The 16,681-nt window shown below is 46.5% G+C and carries 12 protein-coding genes; 9 read left to right on the top strand and 3 right to left on the bottom strand.

The window, feature by feature from the left end:
* The 4 genes from AB5542_RS15185 to AB5542_RS15170 form a co-directional block, all read left to right on the top strand.
* A partial coding sequence (locus AB5542_RS15185) for a polyprenyl synthetase family protein (protein ID WP_368243166.1) occupies positions 1 to 474 on the top strand: 474 nt, incomplete at its 5' end.
* Between the two features lie 13 nt (positions 475 to 487).
* A complete protein-coding gene (locus AB5542_RS15180; RefSeq protein ID WP_087419151.1) occupies positions 488 to 934 on the top strand; it encodes a dCMP deaminase family protein in 447 nt (148 codons plus the stop codon).
* Between the two features lie 11 nt (positions 935 to 945).
* Positions 946 to 2,544 (top strand): S41 family peptidase, encoded by a 1,599-nt coding sequence (locus AB5542_RS15175; protein WP_288215037.1) that lies wholly within the window; start codon positions 946 to 948, stop codon positions 2,542 to 2,544.
* A gap of 3 nt (positions 2,545 to 2,547) precedes the next feature.
* Positions 2,548 to 3,486: a DNA/RNA non-specific endonuclease gene (locus tag AB5542_RS15170; RefSeq protein ID WP_288215038.1), complete on the top strand. Its 939-nt coding sequence runs from the start codon at positions 2,548 to 2,550 to the stop codon at positions 3,484 to 3,486.
* Positions 3,487 to 3,560: 74 nt separating this feature from the next.
* Here the strand turns inward: AB5542_RS15170 and AB5542_RS15165 are convergent, their stop codons facing one another.
* The gene (locus tag AB5542_RS15165) at positions 3,561 to 4,085 is read right to left on the bottom strand and encodes a TlpA family protein disulfide reductase (RefSeq protein WP_288215039.1); all 525 of its coding nucleotides are present in this window, start codon (positions 4,083 to 4,085) and stop codon (positions 3,561 to 3,563) included.
* 17 nt (positions 4,086 to 4,102) lie between these two features.
* Positions 4,103 to 4,309, bottom strand: coding sequence for a hypothetical protein (locus tag AB5542_RS15160; RefSeq protein WP_027200712.1), 207 nt, complete (start codon positions 4,307 to 4,309; stop codon positions 4,103 to 4,105).
* A 138-nt stretch (positions 4,310 to 4,447) separates the two neighbouring features.
* On the opposite strand from AB5542_RS15160, the gene AB5542_RS15155 reads away from it, so the two are divergent.
* On the top strand, positions 4,448 to 5,410 hold the full coding sequence (locus tag AB5542_RS15155) for a tRNA-dihydrouridine synthase family protein (protein ID WP_288215040.1): 963 nt from the start codon (positions 4,448 to 4,450) through the stop codon (positions 5,408 to 5,410).
* A 5-nt stretch (positions 5,411 to 5,415) separates the two neighbouring features.
* The gene (locus AB5542_RS15150; RefSeq protein ID WP_270547103.1) at positions 5,416 to 5,787 is read left to right on the top strand and encodes a YbaN family protein; all 372 of its coding nucleotides are present in this window, start codon (positions 5,416 to 5,418) and stop codon (positions 5,785 to 5,787) included.
* Positions 5,788 to 5,826: 39 nt separating this feature from the next.
* Here the strand turns inward: AB5542_RS15150 and leuS are convergent, their stop codons facing one another.
* Positions 5,827 to 8,598: a leucine--tRNA ligase gene (leuS, locus tag AB5542_RS15145; RefSeq protein ID WP_288215041.1), complete on the bottom strand. Its 2,772-nt coding sequence runs from the start codon at positions 8,596 to 8,598 to the stop codon at positions 5,827 to 5,829.
* Between the two features lie 250 nt (positions 8,599 to 8,848).
* On the opposite strand from leuS, the gene AB5542_RS15140 reads away from it, so the two are divergent.
* The 3 genes from AB5542_RS15140 to AB5542_RS15130 all read left to right on the top strand — a co-directional run bounded on the left by AB5542_RS15140 (position 8,849) and on the right by AB5542_RS15130 (position 16,681).
* Positions 8,849 to 9,886 carry an HmuY family protein gene (locus AB5542_RS15140; RefSeq protein WP_288215042.1) on the top strand — a complete coding sequence of 346 codons (1,038 nt, stop codon included), beginning with the start codon at positions 8,849 to 8,851 and terminating at the stop codon, positions 9,884 to 9,886.
* Between the two features lie 74 nt (positions 9,887 to 9,960).
* The gene (locus tag AB5542_RS15135; protein WP_288215043.1) at positions 9,961 to 12,198 is read left to right on the top strand and encodes a TonB-dependent receptor; all 2,238 of its coding nucleotides are present in this window, start codon (positions 9,961 to 9,963) and stop codon (positions 12,196 to 12,198) included.
* A 19-nt stretch (positions 12,199 to 12,217) separates the two neighbouring features.
* Positions 12,218 to 16,681, top strand: coding sequence for a cobaltochelatase subunit CobN (locus AB5542_RS15130; protein WP_288215044.1), 4,464 nt, complete (start codon positions 12,218 to 12,220; stop codon positions 16,679 to 16,681).

Below are 16,681 nucleotides of genomic sequence, written 5' to 3'. Positions count from 1 at the left end.
AAGACTTCGGTGTTACTTGCCGGAAGTTTGCGGCATGGAGCTTTGTTGGCTGATGCGCCGGAGCATGAGTATAACGCTTTGTATGAATTCGGGGGATACTTAGGGCTGGCATTCCAGTTGCAGGATGATTACTTGGACGTGTATGGTGACGTGGCGGAATTCGGGAAGAATATCGGAGGTGATATTGTTGCTAATAAAAAGACATATATGTTGATCAAGGCGTTGGAACTGGCTGATCCGGAGACGAAAGAAGAGTTGTGGGGATGGATCGAACGAAAAGAGTTTGACCACGAGGAGAAGATCAAGGCGGTGACTCGAATCTACGATCGTTTGGGTATTAAAGAACTTGCTTTCGCGGCGATTGATAAATATTTGAAGATGAGCCGGGATATTTTGGATAAGATTGATGTCCCGAGAGAAAGAAAAATTGATTTCTACGAGACGCTGGATGCTATCGGGAATCGTAAAAAATAAAATAAAAAGATAGATGAGTAAATCGAAGCAACAGTTACTGGATGAACGTTATTTGAGAATGGCCCGGATATGGGCGGAAAATTCGTATTGCGAACGTCGGCAGGTTGGTGCGTTGATTGTGCGGGGAGATGCCATTATATCCGATGGGTATAACGGGACTCCTTCCGGGTTTGAAAATATCTGCGAGGACGAGAATAACAAGACGAAACCTTACGTGTTGCATGCTGAGGCGAACGCGATCACGAAGGTTGCGAAGTCAAATAACAGCAGCTTGGGGGCAACGTTGTACGTGACGGCCTCTCCTTGCATCGAGTGTGCCAAGTTAATCATTCAGGCCGGAATCCGGCGAGTGGTGTATTCCGAGAATTACCGGAGCGTCGATGGGATCGAGTTGTTGCAGAAAGCCGGGATTGATGTGGCATTTATCGAGTTGAACGAGAATCAAGAAAATAAAGATTAAATTGGAAGAGAATGAATAAGAGTAATTTGAGGGCTTTGTTGACCCCGATCGTGCTGGCTTTGGCCATCGTGTTCGGGATGATGTTGAACCGGTTCTTGCCGGATCGGGCTCAAGTGTCAGCGTCCTCGGAAATGTTTTTGCCCGTGACGGGAAGTAAGCTGGATTTGATTATCAGTATGATACAAAATTCGTACGTGGATACCGTGGACACGAGGCAGATCGTGGAGAATACAATCCCGGTCTTGTTGAAGGATCTGGACCCGCACACGGTATATATTCCCGCGAAGGATATGCAACGGGCGAACGAGGGGATTGTGGGAAACTTCGGGGGTGTCGGAATCCAGTTTTACAAGTACCTAGATACGGTGACCGTCGTGAAGGTGGTTCCGGGTGGACCTTCGGAGAAAGCCGGGATAAAGGACGGGGACCGGATTGTGCGGGTGAACGATTCTTTGGTTGCCGGGGTAAAGATGGGCCAGGATAAGATTCAAGAGTTGATGAGGGGGGAACTGGGAACGAAAGTAGAGTTGACTATCGCTAGAAGAGGAGAGCCGAAGTTGATCAAGAAAGAGGTGGTTCGCGGAAGTATCCCGGTGAAGAGCGTGGACGTGGCGTATATGCTGAATGACACGACGGGTTATTTGAAAACGAATACTTTTGGTATGCACACGTATGCCGAGTTCATGCAGGCGTTGGTGAAGTTGAAGGCAGAGGGGATGAGGAAAATTATTATCGATTTGCGGGAGAATGAAGGTGGCGTGTTGCCGATAGCGATACAGATGATTAACGAATTTTTGGATGCCGACCGTTTGATTCTTTACACGCAGGGACAGGCGCAACCTCGTACGGATTACAAGTCCAACGGCAAAGGGCAATTCAAGGATTTGCGCGTGGATGTGTTGATTAGCGAGTTTAGTGCGTCAGCCAGCGAGATTTTTGCCGGGGCGATACAGGATAATGACCGCGGGTTGATTATCGGGCGTCGTTCGTTTGGTAAAGGGTTGGTTCAGGAGCAGCGTATGTTGCCTGACGGTTCGGCTTTGCGTTTGACGGTGGCCCGTTATTACACGCCTTCGGGACGTTCTATCCAGAAACCGTATAACGAGGGGAAAGAGAAGTATTATAATGATCTTTATAATCGTTTGGTTCACGGGGAGTTCTCACAAAAAGATAGTATTGTTTTTGACGAGAATCTGAAATACCAGACCGTGGGCGGGCGTACCGTGTATGGTGGTGGCGGTATCATGCCGGATGTCTTCGTGCCAGCGGATACGACTGGGGTTTCCCGTTATTTGAGCGACGTGACGAGAACCCAGTTCTTGTACGAGTACACGTTTGATTTCATGGACCGACATCGTCCGGAAATGGTGAATCTGAAGGATTATAAGCAGATTCAGAATTACCTGAAATCATTTGACTTGGTGAACGAGATGGCGAATTATGCTGCCCGTCGCGGATTGAAACGGGACGAGAAGGGAATCAAGGAGTCCTACCAGGTTTTGCGTACTCGGATCGAGGCGTATATTGCTCGTCATACGATAGATGATGAGGGATTCTACCCGATTCTTGGTCAGATTGATAACACGTTGCAGGAAGCGATTAAACAATAATTGATGAAGAGTATATTACACGGGAGGCTGATTTTTGGCCTCCTGTTTCTGTTTCTTGCCTTAGGTAGTTTTGCCGACGGGCGCTATATTCCGGTGTATGATGACGGGATACGGGTGGATTACAAGCATTATTGCTTGGGATTCAACAAGGAGCATAAACAGGCGAACTGGGTGTATTACGAGTTAGGTTCCGCGAACTTGACTGGGAAAGCGAGCCGGAAAAATGATTTCCGGGTGGACCCGAAGATCAGCCGTTGGAGTGCCACGCCTGACGATTACAAGCGGAGCGGTTACGACCGGGGGCATTTGTGTCCCGCGGCGGATATGTCGTTTAATGCGAAGGCGATGAGCGAGACGTTCTACATGTCGAATATGTCTCCCCAAGTGCCGATGTTTAACCGGGGAATCTGGAAAGAGCTGGAGGAACACGTGCGTAACCGGGCCCGGAAGGAGAAACTTTACGTGGTGACAGGCCCGATTTTCAAGAGTAATAAAGGTGCGATTGGCAAGGGGAAAGTGACGGTTCCGGGGTATTACTATAAATTGTTTTATTCGCCTTCCAAGCAGCAAATGATCGCTTACGTGTTGCCTAACGAAGAGAGCAAGCGTCCCTTGAATAGTTTTGCCGTTTCCGTAGATAAGGTGGAGAAGATGACGGGGATTGATTTCTTTTCTCAATTACCCGATGATTTGGAGCGGGTGTTGGAGGCGGACACGCTTTCGCACGTGTCATGGGATGGGGGACAGGCATCGGGAGGTGCGTATCGTCCGACAAGAAATCAACAGGTGATAGCGGTTATTGCTGTGATTGTGATCTTCCTCGTTGTACATTTCTTGATAAAACACCGTGGAGGCAAGAAGAAGAAAAAGAAACCGGCACGCAAACCGGTAAAGAAACCGGGGATGTCCAAAAAGTCAATTAAAAAAAACTACCCCCACTAACTCCCCCTTACACAGGGGGAGTTGGAGGGGGTAGTTTTTAGGCACTAGATAAGACTTGTTAGACGGCCTCGTTTTTATTTCTCTTTTAAAAGTTTATCAATGACTTTTACCATTTCCTCGAATTCTTTCGGGTCGTAGAGACGGGTGAGGAAGGCGATGTTGCCTTTTTTGTCGATGATGATGTTACGGGTGACTCCGGCTCCCTGCGCGGCGTAGGTGTAGAATGCTTTGCCTTCCGGGTCAAGGAGTAGAGGATAGGTGATTTTGATGTCCTTGGCGAACTTTTCGGTGGTTTCTTTGCTCTCCTTGAAGTCGATGCCGAAGAGGGCGAATGCCGGGTTGTTCTTGTATTTTAGCCAGATGTCCTTTTCGATGAAAGGCATTTCCTTACGGCAAACCCCGCACCAACTCGCGGTGAATTGTATCATGATGACTTTTCCTTTCAGGTCTTTTAGTTGTTTCTTGGTTCCGTCGGGAAACAATAACTCGATGTTCGGGGCTTTCTCGCCTACTTTCACGATATACCCCCTGTCGTCTTGCTGGGCCTTTGCCAGTGAACAGGTCATGACCAGTAATAGTATAAATGTCAGATGTTTCATAGGATGATGTATTTGTATTAATAACGTTTCAAGCTTTTAGGACTGCCGCTCCACGAACATCCGAGACAATAAAGGGTTTCCGTGTCGAATCCTTCTAGGGAATCTCCCTCGTGAACGGGGACAACAACATAGTCGGTCGTGACTTGTACGAGACAGTTATTTCCCTTCTCGTCTTTCACGTAAAAGCGGCGTATTCCGCATTTGGGGCAGAGTAAAAATTTCATATCACGAATTTTGAGGCATAGTTAATGATTATTTCAGATAGTTGTACGAGAAAAAAGGGGAAATTTGTTTCTTTTCTTTTCGTATACGGGAAGAAATACGGTATATTTGTTGCAATCGAGGTGATTTTATAATTGAATATGGAAAAACAGAAAAAGTATAAGATACATTTTGCCCCGGTACAGGGGCTTACCGATTGGACGTTCCGAAATCTGCATACGAAGTATTTCGGGGGAGTGGATGCTTATTACACGCCGTTTATCCGGGTGGAGAAAGAGGATTCGTTTCGTTCAAGGGATATGAAGGATTGTGATCCGGAGTTAAATAGCGTGGAGTTACTGGTTCCCCAAGTGTTGGGTGGAGAGCCTGCGGAGTTGGATGTTTGCTTGCAGATGTTGGAAGGACGGGGATACAAGCAGGTGGATATTAACATGGGATGTCCGTTCACGATGATTTCCCGACGGGGAAAGGGAGCCGGATTGTTACCTCACCCGGAGAGGGTGGAGGCCTTGCTGGGGGTGGTGAAGGATTTTCCGGAGATACAATGTTCCGTGAAAATGCGGTTAGGGTGGGAAGATCCGGGGGAATGTTTGAAATTATTACCCTTGTTGAACGCGGCCCCGTTGGCAGCTATATTTCTTCATGCCCGGGTGGGGGTGCAGGAATACAAGGGAGAGACGGATAAGGAGGCTTTCGAGGCGTTCTATAAGGGGTGTGAACATCCGTTGTATTATAACGGGGACATTTTGACCTTGGAGGATATTCAAACTGTGACGGAGCGTTTCCCTCGTTTGGAGGGAGTGATGATCGGGAGAGGTTTGTTGGCGAACCCGGCCTTGGCACAAGAGTACGTGGAAGATAAGGTGCTTGCCGGGGAGGAACGATTAAGGAGGTTCAAGGCGTTTCATGCCGAATTACTTGCGGCTTATGCCGAACGATTGCAGGGGGATCATCAGTTGTTGATGAAGATGAAAACGTTCTGGGAGTATTTCATGCCTTCGACAGATCGGAAGATTTTGAAAAAAATTCACAAGAGCAATAAGTTGACGCAGTATAACGAGGCGGTGGTAAAGGCTTTTATGCCGGGTGAAGAGGAAGAGTAAGTGCGATGAAGAGAACGATATATATCATCATCGGTTGTATTTCCGTGGTTTTGGGGATTATAGGCATTTTTGTTCCCGGGTTACCGACTACACCCTTTTTGTTGTTGAGTTCGTGGTTGTTCTATAATAGTTCGAAACGATTACATGATGCTTTACACCGTTCGAAATGGTTGGGACCTTACCTAAGGCGTTTTCAGGAACGTAAAGGTGTCGGGTGGAAGACAAAAGCGGTATCGATCGTGTGTATGTGGACGATGATTTCTATTTCGGCTTTCGTGGTTTTCGAGAACTGGCATGTGCGTTTGCTGCTTTTGGGTTTAGGGGTGATCGGGACGTGTAGCGTGTTGTTCATTGTCCCTAATGCGAAAAATAATTAGAGTAAAAAAGAGGAGATTTCTCCTCTTTTTTACTTTGATTTATCCGATAACGATGTTCACGATTTTCTTCGGGACAATGATCATCTTTTTGATCTCTTTTCCTTCTAGCCATTTCGTTGATTCTGGTGCAGCTTTGACTGCGGCCTCAATATCAGCGTTAGTTGCCGTCAAAGGCATGGATAGTTTGAAACGAACTTTGCCGTTGAAAGATACCGGGTATTCAAAAGCGTCCTCCACTAGGAATTTTTCTTCCCATTTGGGGAATGACTCTTTCGTGATACTTTGGGTGTGTCCCAACAAGCTCCATAGTTCTTCTGCCATGTGTGGGGCAAAAGGAGCGAGAGCGATCACGAGAGGTTCTAGGATAGCTCGTTTGTTACATTTCAAGGCGGTCAATTCGTTCGTGCAAATCATGAATGCCGGAATGGACGTGTTGAACGAGAAGTTCTCGATGTCGTATTCCACTTTCTTGATGGTTTTGTGCAGCACTTTTAACTCTTCTCTGGAAGGTATCTCGTCGCTTACGCTGAAGTCTTCGCCGACTTGGAACAGGCGCCAGAATTTGCGTAAGAATTTGTACACCCCGTCGATCCCTTGCGTGTCCCAAGGTTTGCTGAATTCCAGCGGTCCGAGGAACATCTCGTACAGGCGTAACGTGTCGGCCCCGTATTCTTCGATGATCGTGTCGGGATTTACCACGTTGAACATGGATTTTGACATCTTTTCAATGGCCCATCCACAGATGTATTTTCCGTTCTCCAAGATAAACTCGGCATTGGCGTACTCCGGCATCCAAGCCCGGAAAGCATCTTGATCCAGCACGTCGTTCTTAACGATGTTGACATCCACGTGGATTTCCGTGGTTTTATATTGATCTTTCAGTCCGACGGAAACAAACGTGTTTGTGCCTTGTATTCTGTACACGAAGTTTGAACGTCCTTGGATCATTCCCTGGTTGATCAGTTTCTTGAAGGGTTCTTCCTCGCAAGCCACGCCGAGGTCATATAGGAACATATTCCAGAAACGGGCGTAGATCAAGTGACCCGTGGCGTGTTCAGAACCACCGAGGTAAAGATCAACGTTTTTCCAATAGTTGCATATTTCGTGATCAACTAATGCCTTATTGTTGTGTGGGTCCATGTAGCGTAAGAAATAAGCGGATGAACCGGCGAAACCGGGCATCGTGTTTAATTCTAATGGATAACCGTCTTCTGTTTTCCAGTTTTTAGCCCGTCCGAGGGGTGGTTCCCCGCTCTCGGTAGGCAGGTATTTATCGACTTCCGGCAGTTCCAGCGGAAGTTTGGATTCGTCCAGCATGTAAGGAAGGTCGTCCTTGTAGTACACGGGGAACGGTTCTCCCCAGTAACGTTGGCGGCTGAAGATGGCATCACGCAGGCGGTAATTGATTTTGCTTTTACCGATGCCTCGTTTTTCTACTTCTCCGGCAATGTAGGCGATGGCCTCTTTGACTTCCATGCCGTTGATAATGCCGCTATTGATCATTTTACCTGCTTTTGCATCGTAGGAGCCTTCCGACATATCATGTCCTTCCCCGTCATCGACAACGGGTACGATGGGCAGGTTGAAGTGTTTGGCGAAGGCGTAGTCACGGCTATCGTGTCCCGGTACAGCCATGATGGCTCCGGTTCCGTAGCCGGAAAGAACGTATTCACTGATCCAGATGGGTATAGCCTCGTTGGTGAACGGGTTGATGGCATAAGATCCGGTGAAGACTCCCGTAACCTTTTTCACTTCGGTCTGGCGTTCCCGTTCCGTGCGTTTGGACACGTAATCCAAATATTCGGCAACGGCATCAGCCTGTTCGGGAGTTGTTAACGGTTTCACGTAGTCTGACTCGGGAGCTAAAACCATGAAACTAACCCCGAAGATGGTGTCGGGACGGGTGGTGAAAATCTCTAATTTCAGATCGGAGTCTTTCACGTCGAACCTCACGTCTGCTCCTTGTGAACGACCGATCCAGTTACGTTGGATGTCTTTCAAGGAGTCGGACCAATCAATGTTGTCAAGCCCGTCAAGTAATCTTTGGGCATAGGCGGAAACCCGCAATGACCATTGACGCATCTTCTTTTGTACCACGGGATAACCTCCGCGAAGAGATAATCCTTCCTTTACCTCGTCATTTGCCAGTACGGTTCCCAGTTGGGGACACCAGTTTACCATGGTGTCAGCCAGATAGGCAAGACGGTAGTTCAGTAATATTTCTTGTTGTTCTTTCGTACTCTTGTTTTTCCATTCCTCGGCGGTAAAGTCCATTTCCTCACCGCAAGCGACGTTTAATCCTTGGGTTCCGACGGCCTCGAATGCTTTTACCAGTTCGGTAATCGGCATGGCTTTTTGCTCGTCAAAGCAATAGAAACTGTTGAACATCTGGATAAAAGTCCATTGGGTCCATTTGTAATATTCCGGATCGCAGGTTCGGATTTCACGGTCCCAGTCGAAGGAGAATCCGATTTTATCCATTTGTTCCCGGTAGCGACGGATGTTTTTCTCCGTGGTGATGGCCGGATGTTGTCCGGTTTGGATGGCATATTGCTCTGCGGGCAGACCGTATGCGTCATATCCCATGGGATGCAGGACATTGAATCCTTTCAGATGTTTGTAACGGGAATAGATGTCGGAAGCGATGTAGCCTAGCGGGTGTCCCACGTGTAACCCTGCCCCGGATGGGTAAGGAAACATATCCAACACGTAATATTTGGGCTTGGAAGGATCGACTTCCACCCGGTAAGTTTTGTTTTCTTGCCAGTAGCTTTGCCACTTTTTTTCGACTTCCTTGAAATTGTATTCCATGTTAATCCTTTTTTAGTTCTCGTAATGAGTTGCAAAGGTAATAAAAATCACACGAAATTAATGTTGGAGAATAATGTACGATGCTAATTTTAAATTTTGTCGGTAAGAACCAAAGAAACAAGTCTTGATCTTATCCCTATAATCAAGTATGTAAATGGCGTTTTTTACCCATTTTAAGGGATTGTGGGAGGGAGTGGGCTACTTTATTTTTGCGACACTAAATTGTTGTTAAACTAAATTTTTAAATATAATGAAAAAGATGAATTGGTTTCTTGTGGTTATCATGTTGTTTGGTGCGTGTTTTGCGGCTTGTACGGATGATGATGATAATGGTGGTTCTTGGAATGGAGAGTCCGTTACCGTAGATTGTGATCCATATGATGCTTGGTCATATTTTAGTTTCAAAGAGGGGAAGACGGTGAAAACGTTGAAAGTGAAGAGTATGGAAGGGGCTGTAACGGGAGTATATTATGGAGATTTGAATTCTAATACTCTTATAAAGAATACCGATTCTTTATTGATGGTGATTAATGAAGGTGTCGGAGATACCGTGGTTATTTCCTTCCCGGCTTGTGAAATTGGTGGAATGAGTGGAACAGAAACAACGGGTGCTAGTTTTTCTTTAAAAGCCATTGCTAAAAAAGAGGGGGATGTATGGAATATCTCAAGTGAGAAGTCGGTTGTTACGATGGAAAAGGACGATGAAACCACGACGGATTATTACATGTCGATAAATGGAACAATCGGTACGACGAAAGATGCAGACTTTAGTCTTGCTTTGTATATGAATGTAAAGGCTATGGAAGATGGAGGTATGCAGATGAATATGGGAGGAACCTTTGCAGGGGAATCTACCGGAAAGACTTATGGAGTGGATGGTGATGAAACTTCTTTCGATTGGGATATTGCTTTCCATCGGTATGATGTAAAGACGAATGGTGGGGCAGCCGTCATGTTACAGACCACGGATTTGGAAAGTGTTACTTCTGCCAGTGTTACCGGAGAAAGTTTCACTTCAGATGTGGATGGGGAAGTCATGGTGGATATGTCGGGAATGATGAGTGGTTTTGTTGGGTATCAACCCACGAAGGTTAACGAAGTGCTGGCTAAATGGGTAACGGCAACTCCTACCGGATCAATGCCCCCGTATTCTTATGAAATTAATGGTAAAGTGTTTGTTGTGAAGACTGCCGGCGGCGAATATGCAAAATTGCGTTTCACGGATATGTCTGATGCCACGGGTAAGAATGAGGCTGCTACATTTGATTACGAGTTTCCTCTAAAATAATTTTTATTCATGATTTATCAACCGTAAGAGGAACAGACTTTCTCTTACGGTTTTTTCCGTAAAAAAAGAATTTTATGAGGCGTGATTTGTTGATATTGTTTTTTATTCTTTTGTCGTCAGTATTGATGGCTGATGAGCATACCAATGAGGCTCCTTCTTTTAAAGTGCAGGGAATTGTTACCGATGAGAAGGGCGAGGGATTACCGGGAGCATCCGTGTGGGTAAAAGGAACGGTGGTCGGGGCCGGGACAAATGCTAAAGGGGAGTTTTCTTTTAAGTTATCATCGAAGAATAAGTGTGTGTTACGGGTGAGTTTCACGGGATATGAACCGCAAGAGCGGGACGTGACCCCTGGGGTTGACAGTTTGTATCGTTTCGTGTTGGAGCCGAGTAATAACGCGTTGAATGAGGTAGTGATCACGGGAACCCGTACGCTGAAACCGTTGAAGGATGTTCCGGTGCTTACCCGCGTGATTTCATCGGAAGATATAGCACAGGTGAATCCATTGGATTTGCAAAGTTTACTGGAATATGAAATGCCGGGTTTACAGTTCGGGCTGGCCCATGGTTCCGGATTGCCGGAATTGAAATTCCAAGGATCTGCCGGAGGATACGTGTTATTTATGATTGATGGAGAACGTGTTGCCGGAGAGGGGTCCAGTAATAATATTGATTATAGTTTGATTGATATGGATAATGTGGAACGTATTGAGATTGTCAAGGGACCGATGTCCACTCTTTACGGTTCTCAGGCAATGGGGGGAGTGGTGAATATTATTACGAAAGATGCGAATCGTCCTTTCACGGGGAACGTTTCTGTGCGTTATGGAAATAATGATGAGAGTAAATATTCCTTGTCTTTGGGGACTAAACAAGGACGTTTCTCTGCATTGACATCTCTTTCCTACCGTAAGCGAGATGCTTATGCCTTAAAAGATAAAGAAGGGCAAATCGAGTATTCGTATTATAAGGATATATACGGGAGAGATTCCGTGGTTGCGGATACTTCGGAGAAAGGGATGTCGAGTGTAAATGGTTTCGAGATTTGGCAAGCAAATCAGAAGTTGAGTTACACGTTTAACGAGAATTTTCGGATCTCATTGAATGGGACATATTATAATAATGACGTGTTGGAGTACGTGGAGCAAAAAGAACAGGATCGCTTTTCTAATTACAGTATAAATCCTCGGGTTTATTACGCTATTAATGATTCTCATATACTGGATTTCTCGTATGTGTTTGAGAATTACGAAAAGCGTTACGTTTATACCACTTCATTGCCTTCTAAAAAGGTTTTTGGAGATTTAACCAATACCGTTCGGTTGAATTATACCGGATATATCCATGAAAAACATACCTTGACGGCCGGGATAGAAGTGAATACGCAGAAATTGCAACATTATTGGTTTGATAATGGTTCGGGGAAGAAATTTGATGCCCAGACGTATGTTTTGTATTTGCAGGAAGATTATAAGGTGAGTGATTCGTTTAGCGTGTTGGCTGGGGTTCGTTCGGATTGTCATTCAAAATACGGTTTCCACGCCAGCCCGAAAATTTCGTTGATGTATAAATATGGTGTTTTGACGCTGCGCGGTGGCTACGGGATGGGATTTCGTATACCATCTTTGAAAGAATTGCATAGTGAATATGATATGGGCGGACAGGGATTTTTCATGATATACGGTAACGAAGATTTGGAGCCTGAGATTAGTCACCAGGGAACGTTTTCGGCCGAGGTGACGAAAGGAATTTTTAATGGTTCCGTCTCCGGTTATTATACGAGATTCTTTGACGAGATCGCTTTGGGCTTGACCTCGGACGGGAAAGATCAGCAATATTATAATGCAGATGATGCAACAAGAACGGGTGTTGACGTGATGGCACAGTTCCGTTTTAAAAATGGTTTAACCCTAAAAGGTGCTTACGCTTATATTGATGTACATTCCGAAGTGGATGGGTATAATATGGCGAGTGATCGTCCGCATAGTTTGACTTTTACGGCAAATTATTCCAAAACGTTCGGGAAGGTTACTTTGTCGGCAGCCTTGAACGGGCGGTGGATGTCTTCGGTGGAGACATGGTACAAGAATAGTGCGGGTGGTTACGTGAAAAATGAATATGAGAGCCGGACGTTCTGTTCCTTGAATCTCGGTGCCCGTTTCCCAAGAGGTTTCCGTTTCACGGCAGGTATTGATAACCTGTTTGATTTCAAGGATAAAAATGTGACTGCCGATCAATCGGTGACCCCGCAGAGGGGCATAGGTTTTATCGGGACGTTGTCGGTGAATATAGCAGATTTATTAAAATTATAATCCATAAAAGAGAATACTGATGAGAAAAAAGTGGCTTGCGTTGGGGTGTCTTTTAATTATCGTCTTGTTGGGGATCTGGGCGTACAACGTCTGGTTCGGAACCACCAAGATTGCTTTCGTGAATTTCCAGACGATTACGATGGGAGGTATTGCGAAGGCGAATGACAATTCATTTATTAAATTACAGGAGGTACCCGTGGAGAAACTGGATCGGTTGTCCGGTTTTGATATGGTGTTTGTGAATGGCATGGGGCTGCGTGTCGTGGAGGAACAGCGGCAGCAGATACAGAAAGCGGCAGATAAAGGTGTACTCGTGTACACGACAATGGCGACGAATCCGGCGAATAATATATGCACGATTGATTCTGTTGACCAAGTCGCTTTGCGGGGTTATCTGGGAAGCGGTGGAAGACGGAATTACAAGAATATGCTGAACTATATTCGGAAGAATATGGATAAGAAGTTGATTTCCGTGGAGGAACCGGGAGCCCCGATCGAGAGGTCTTCGGATGTGTTGTATCATGTCGATATGGATAAGCCGGGAGATGAGCTTGATTTTATTTCCGTGGAAGAGTACGAGAAGTATTTGAAGAGTAAGCAATTATATAAGGAGGGGGCGAAAAAGATTGTGGTGACCGGGCAGATGGCAGATGCCACGGGATTGATTGATACATTGGAGCGAGTGGGGTATAATGTTTACCCGGTTTTGTCTTTACGGCGTCTGCTTGATTTTGTGCGTGAAATTAGCCCGGATGCTATTATCAATATGGCTCATGGCAGGCTGGGAGATGAGGTCGTGAAATATCTGGAGGAACGTAATATCCTGTTGTTTGCCCCGTTGACCGTAAATAGTCTGGTAGAAGAATGGGAACAAGATCCGATGGGGATGTCCGGGGGATTTATGTCACAGAGTATCGTTACCCCTGAAATTGACGGGGCCATCCGGACGTCGGCACTCTTTGCCCAGTACGAGGATAAAGAGGGATTGCGTCATTCTTTTGCAGTTCCTTCACGGTTGAAGACATACGTGGAGAATATTCAGAAGACGTTGGCTTTGAAGGAAAAGCCGAATAGCGAGAAACGAGTTGTTATTTACTATTATAAAGGTCCGGGACAAAGTGCCATGAGTGCTGCCGGAATGGAAGTGGTTCCCTCGTTGTATAATCTTTTGAAAAAGATGAAGGAAGAGGGATATAGGGTCGAGAATCTTCCGGCAAATTCCAAGGAGTTGGAGAAGATGATCATGGCGGAAGGAGCCGTATTCGGTACTTATGCGAACGGGGTGATGGATCGTTTTCTGAAAGAGAGTCACCCGCTACTGATTTCAAAAGAGGAGTACGAGAGTTGGGTGAAACAGGCTTTACGGCCGGAAAAATATGCCGAGGTGGTAGCTGCTTTCGGGGAGTTTCCCGGGGAATACATGAGTACTGCCGATGGTAAGTTAGGGGTATCCCGCATACAGTTCGGGAACGTGGTCATTATGCCGCAGCCGGCAGCCGGAGGTGGGGATAATGCTTTCCAGATTGTACACGGGACGGATGTCGCACCCCCTCATTCCTACGTGGCCGCTTATTTGTGGATGCAGTACGGGTTCAAGGCGGATGCTATGATTCATTTCGGAACGCATGGTAGTTTGGAGTTTACACCCAAAAAACAAGCTGCGTTGTGTGATTTGGATTGGCCCGATCGATTGGTGGGCAGCGTGCCTCATCTTTACATCTATTCTATTGGTGACGTGGGTGAGGGGATGATTGCCAAACGTCGCGGGTATGGCGTGTTGCAATCTTATTTGACTCCCCCGTTTATGGAGAGTAACGTGAGGGGCATTTATCGGAATCTGACGGAAAGAATAAAAATATATAATCAGAAAGCCTACCCGGAGAAAGGTACGGCTGATCTGAAGGAAGTGGAGAAGGCTGCCTTGTCGGTGAAGGAGTTAGCTGTTTCTTTGGGGATGCATCGGGAGTTGGGGTTGGATAGCGTGTTGAATGTTCCCTACACGGAAGAGGAAATATTGAAGATCGAGAATTTCGCGGATGAGTTGGCGGCGGAGAAGGTTACCGGACAATTGTACACGATGGGGGTTCCATACGAGGCTGCCCGCATTGAATCGTCCGTTTACTCGATGGCAACCGATCCGATAGCTTACGGGTTGTTTGGGTTAGATCGGTTGAGAGGTAAAGCGGATGCTGATGTGTTGAAACGGAAAACTGTTTTTACCGAACGTTATCTCGATCCGGCCAAGCGATTGGTGGGGAGACTGCTGAATGGTCAGGAGAAAGTGGATGATGGTTTCATTTGTCGGGTGGCGGGTATCACGAAAGAAGAGTTGGCACAGGCTCGTGAAATCGATCAAGACCGGAATGCTCCCAAGGGGATGATGGCGATGATGATGGCTGCCGCGGCGAAACAACCGGAAGTTATGCCTGTGAAGAAGGAAGAGGGAGGACATCCTATGTCTGGGATGATGAAGAATATGATGAAACAGATGGGTGAGGGGAAGACTCCCGAAGAGCGTTTGGAGATGGCAAAAAAGATGGGAGCGCCCGAAGAGGCTTTGGAAAAAATGAAAGCGGCTATGGGAAGGGAGAATGGTGAAAAAGGCCCGAATGCGAAGATGGGAGAGATGCCGGGAAACAAGGGGACTGGCGATATGATGGCGATGGCCGAAAAAATGGGTATGCCGAAGGAGGCTATCGAGAAGGTGAAGGCCTCTATGGGAAAATCAAAGGGTGGAAACCTGGACATGAGTGCCATGATGAAGGCGATGATGGGAAAGAAGGCCAAGGAATATTCCAAAGAAGAGGTGAACAAGGCACTGGCTATTATGGAAGTGGAACGGACGTTGAAAAACGTGAATAATTATAAGCGGGCATTACAGGAAAGTCCGGATTGTGAGTTGCAGTCGTTGATGAACGCCTTGAATGGCGGTTACACGGCTCCTTCTCCCGGGGGGGATCCTATCGTGAACCCGAATACTTTGCCGACGGGACGGAATCTTTTTGCTATAAATGCAGAGGAAACGCCGACGGAATCAGCCTGGGAAAAAGGAATGCAGTTGGCAAAGAGTACAATCGAGATGTATCAGAAACGACATAACGGAGAGTTCCCGAAAAAGGTCAGTTACACCCTTTGGTCCGGAGAGTTTATTGAAACGGGTGGGGCCACGATTGCCCAAGTGTTGTATATGCTTGGAGTGGAACCCGTGCGGGATGCTTTCGGCCGGGTGAGTGATTTGAAATTAATCCCGTCGGCTGATTTGGGGCGTCCGCGTATTGACGTGGTTGTACAGACTTCCGGACAATTACGGGATATTGCTGCATCTCGTCTTTTCTTGGTGAACCGGGCCGTGGAGATGGCTGCTGCTGCCAAGAATGACCAATACGAGAATCAAGTGGCGGCCGGGGTGCTGGAAGCGGAAAAGACATTGATTGATAAAGGTATTTCCCCGAAAGATGCCCGTGAGATTTCAACTTTCCGGGTCTTCGGGGGTGCGAATGGTGGTTACGGAACCGGAATACAGGGGATGGTTGATGCCGGAGATCGTTGGGAAGATGAATCGGAAATTGCAGCCACCTACTTGAATAACATGGGTGCTTATTACGGTAGCGAGAAGAACTGGGAGAAATTCCAGCAGTTTGCTTTCGAGGCGGCCTTGACCCGTACGGACGTGGTGGTTCAACCCCGGCAGAGTAACACGTGGGGAGCGTTAAGTTTGGATCACGTGTACGAGTTTATGGGAGGCTTGAACCTGACGGTTCGCAACGTGACAGGGAAAGATCCGGATGCTTATCTCAGTGATTATCGGAACCGGAATAACAATAAGATGCAGGAGGTGAAAGAGGCTATCGGCGTGGAGTCGAGAACCACGATTTTCAACCCTTCTTATATCAAGGAGAAAATGAAAGGAGAGGCAACTTCTGCAGCCGGTTTTGCTGAAATTGTCCGTAATACATACGGTTGGAACGTGATGAAACCTTCGGTGATCGATAACGAGATGTGGGATGAGATTTACAACGTGTATGTGAAGGATAAATTTAATTTGGGGGTACAGGATTTCTTTGAGAAACAGAGTCCGGCAGCCTTACAAGAAATTACGGCCGTGATGATGGAGACGGCACGTAAGGGAATGTGGAAGGCGACGGATCAGCAATTGGCCGATTTATCGAATTTACATACGGATTTGATTCAGAAATATAAACCGGCTTGTTCCGGGTTTGTATGCGATAATGCCAAATTACGTGATTTTATTGCGTCTAAAGCGACACCCGAAGCTGCTAAGCAATATCAGAATAGCATAAAGAATGTGCGGGAAGTGGCGGCAGATCAGTCTAAAGGTGTCGTGATGAAGAAGGATGAAATTACTTCCGAGACACAAAAACACACGAATAAGGTGAATACCGTTTGGATTGTTGTCGGTGTTGTTGTAATTTTGGGCGGTCTGGCAGTTTTGATGCGTAAAAGACGTAGAAACAGAATGTAA

Origin of the sequence: Butyricimonas sp. RTP31003st1_G1_RTP31003_210430, assembly GCF_040920905.1 — a bacterium.
Lineage (GTDB): Bacteria > Bacteroidota > Bacteroidia > Bacteroidales > Marinifilaceae > Butyricimonas > Butyricimonas paravirosa.
Note: the sequence above shows the minus strand (reverse complement) of the source record. Positions and strands in the feature narration are given on the sequence as shown.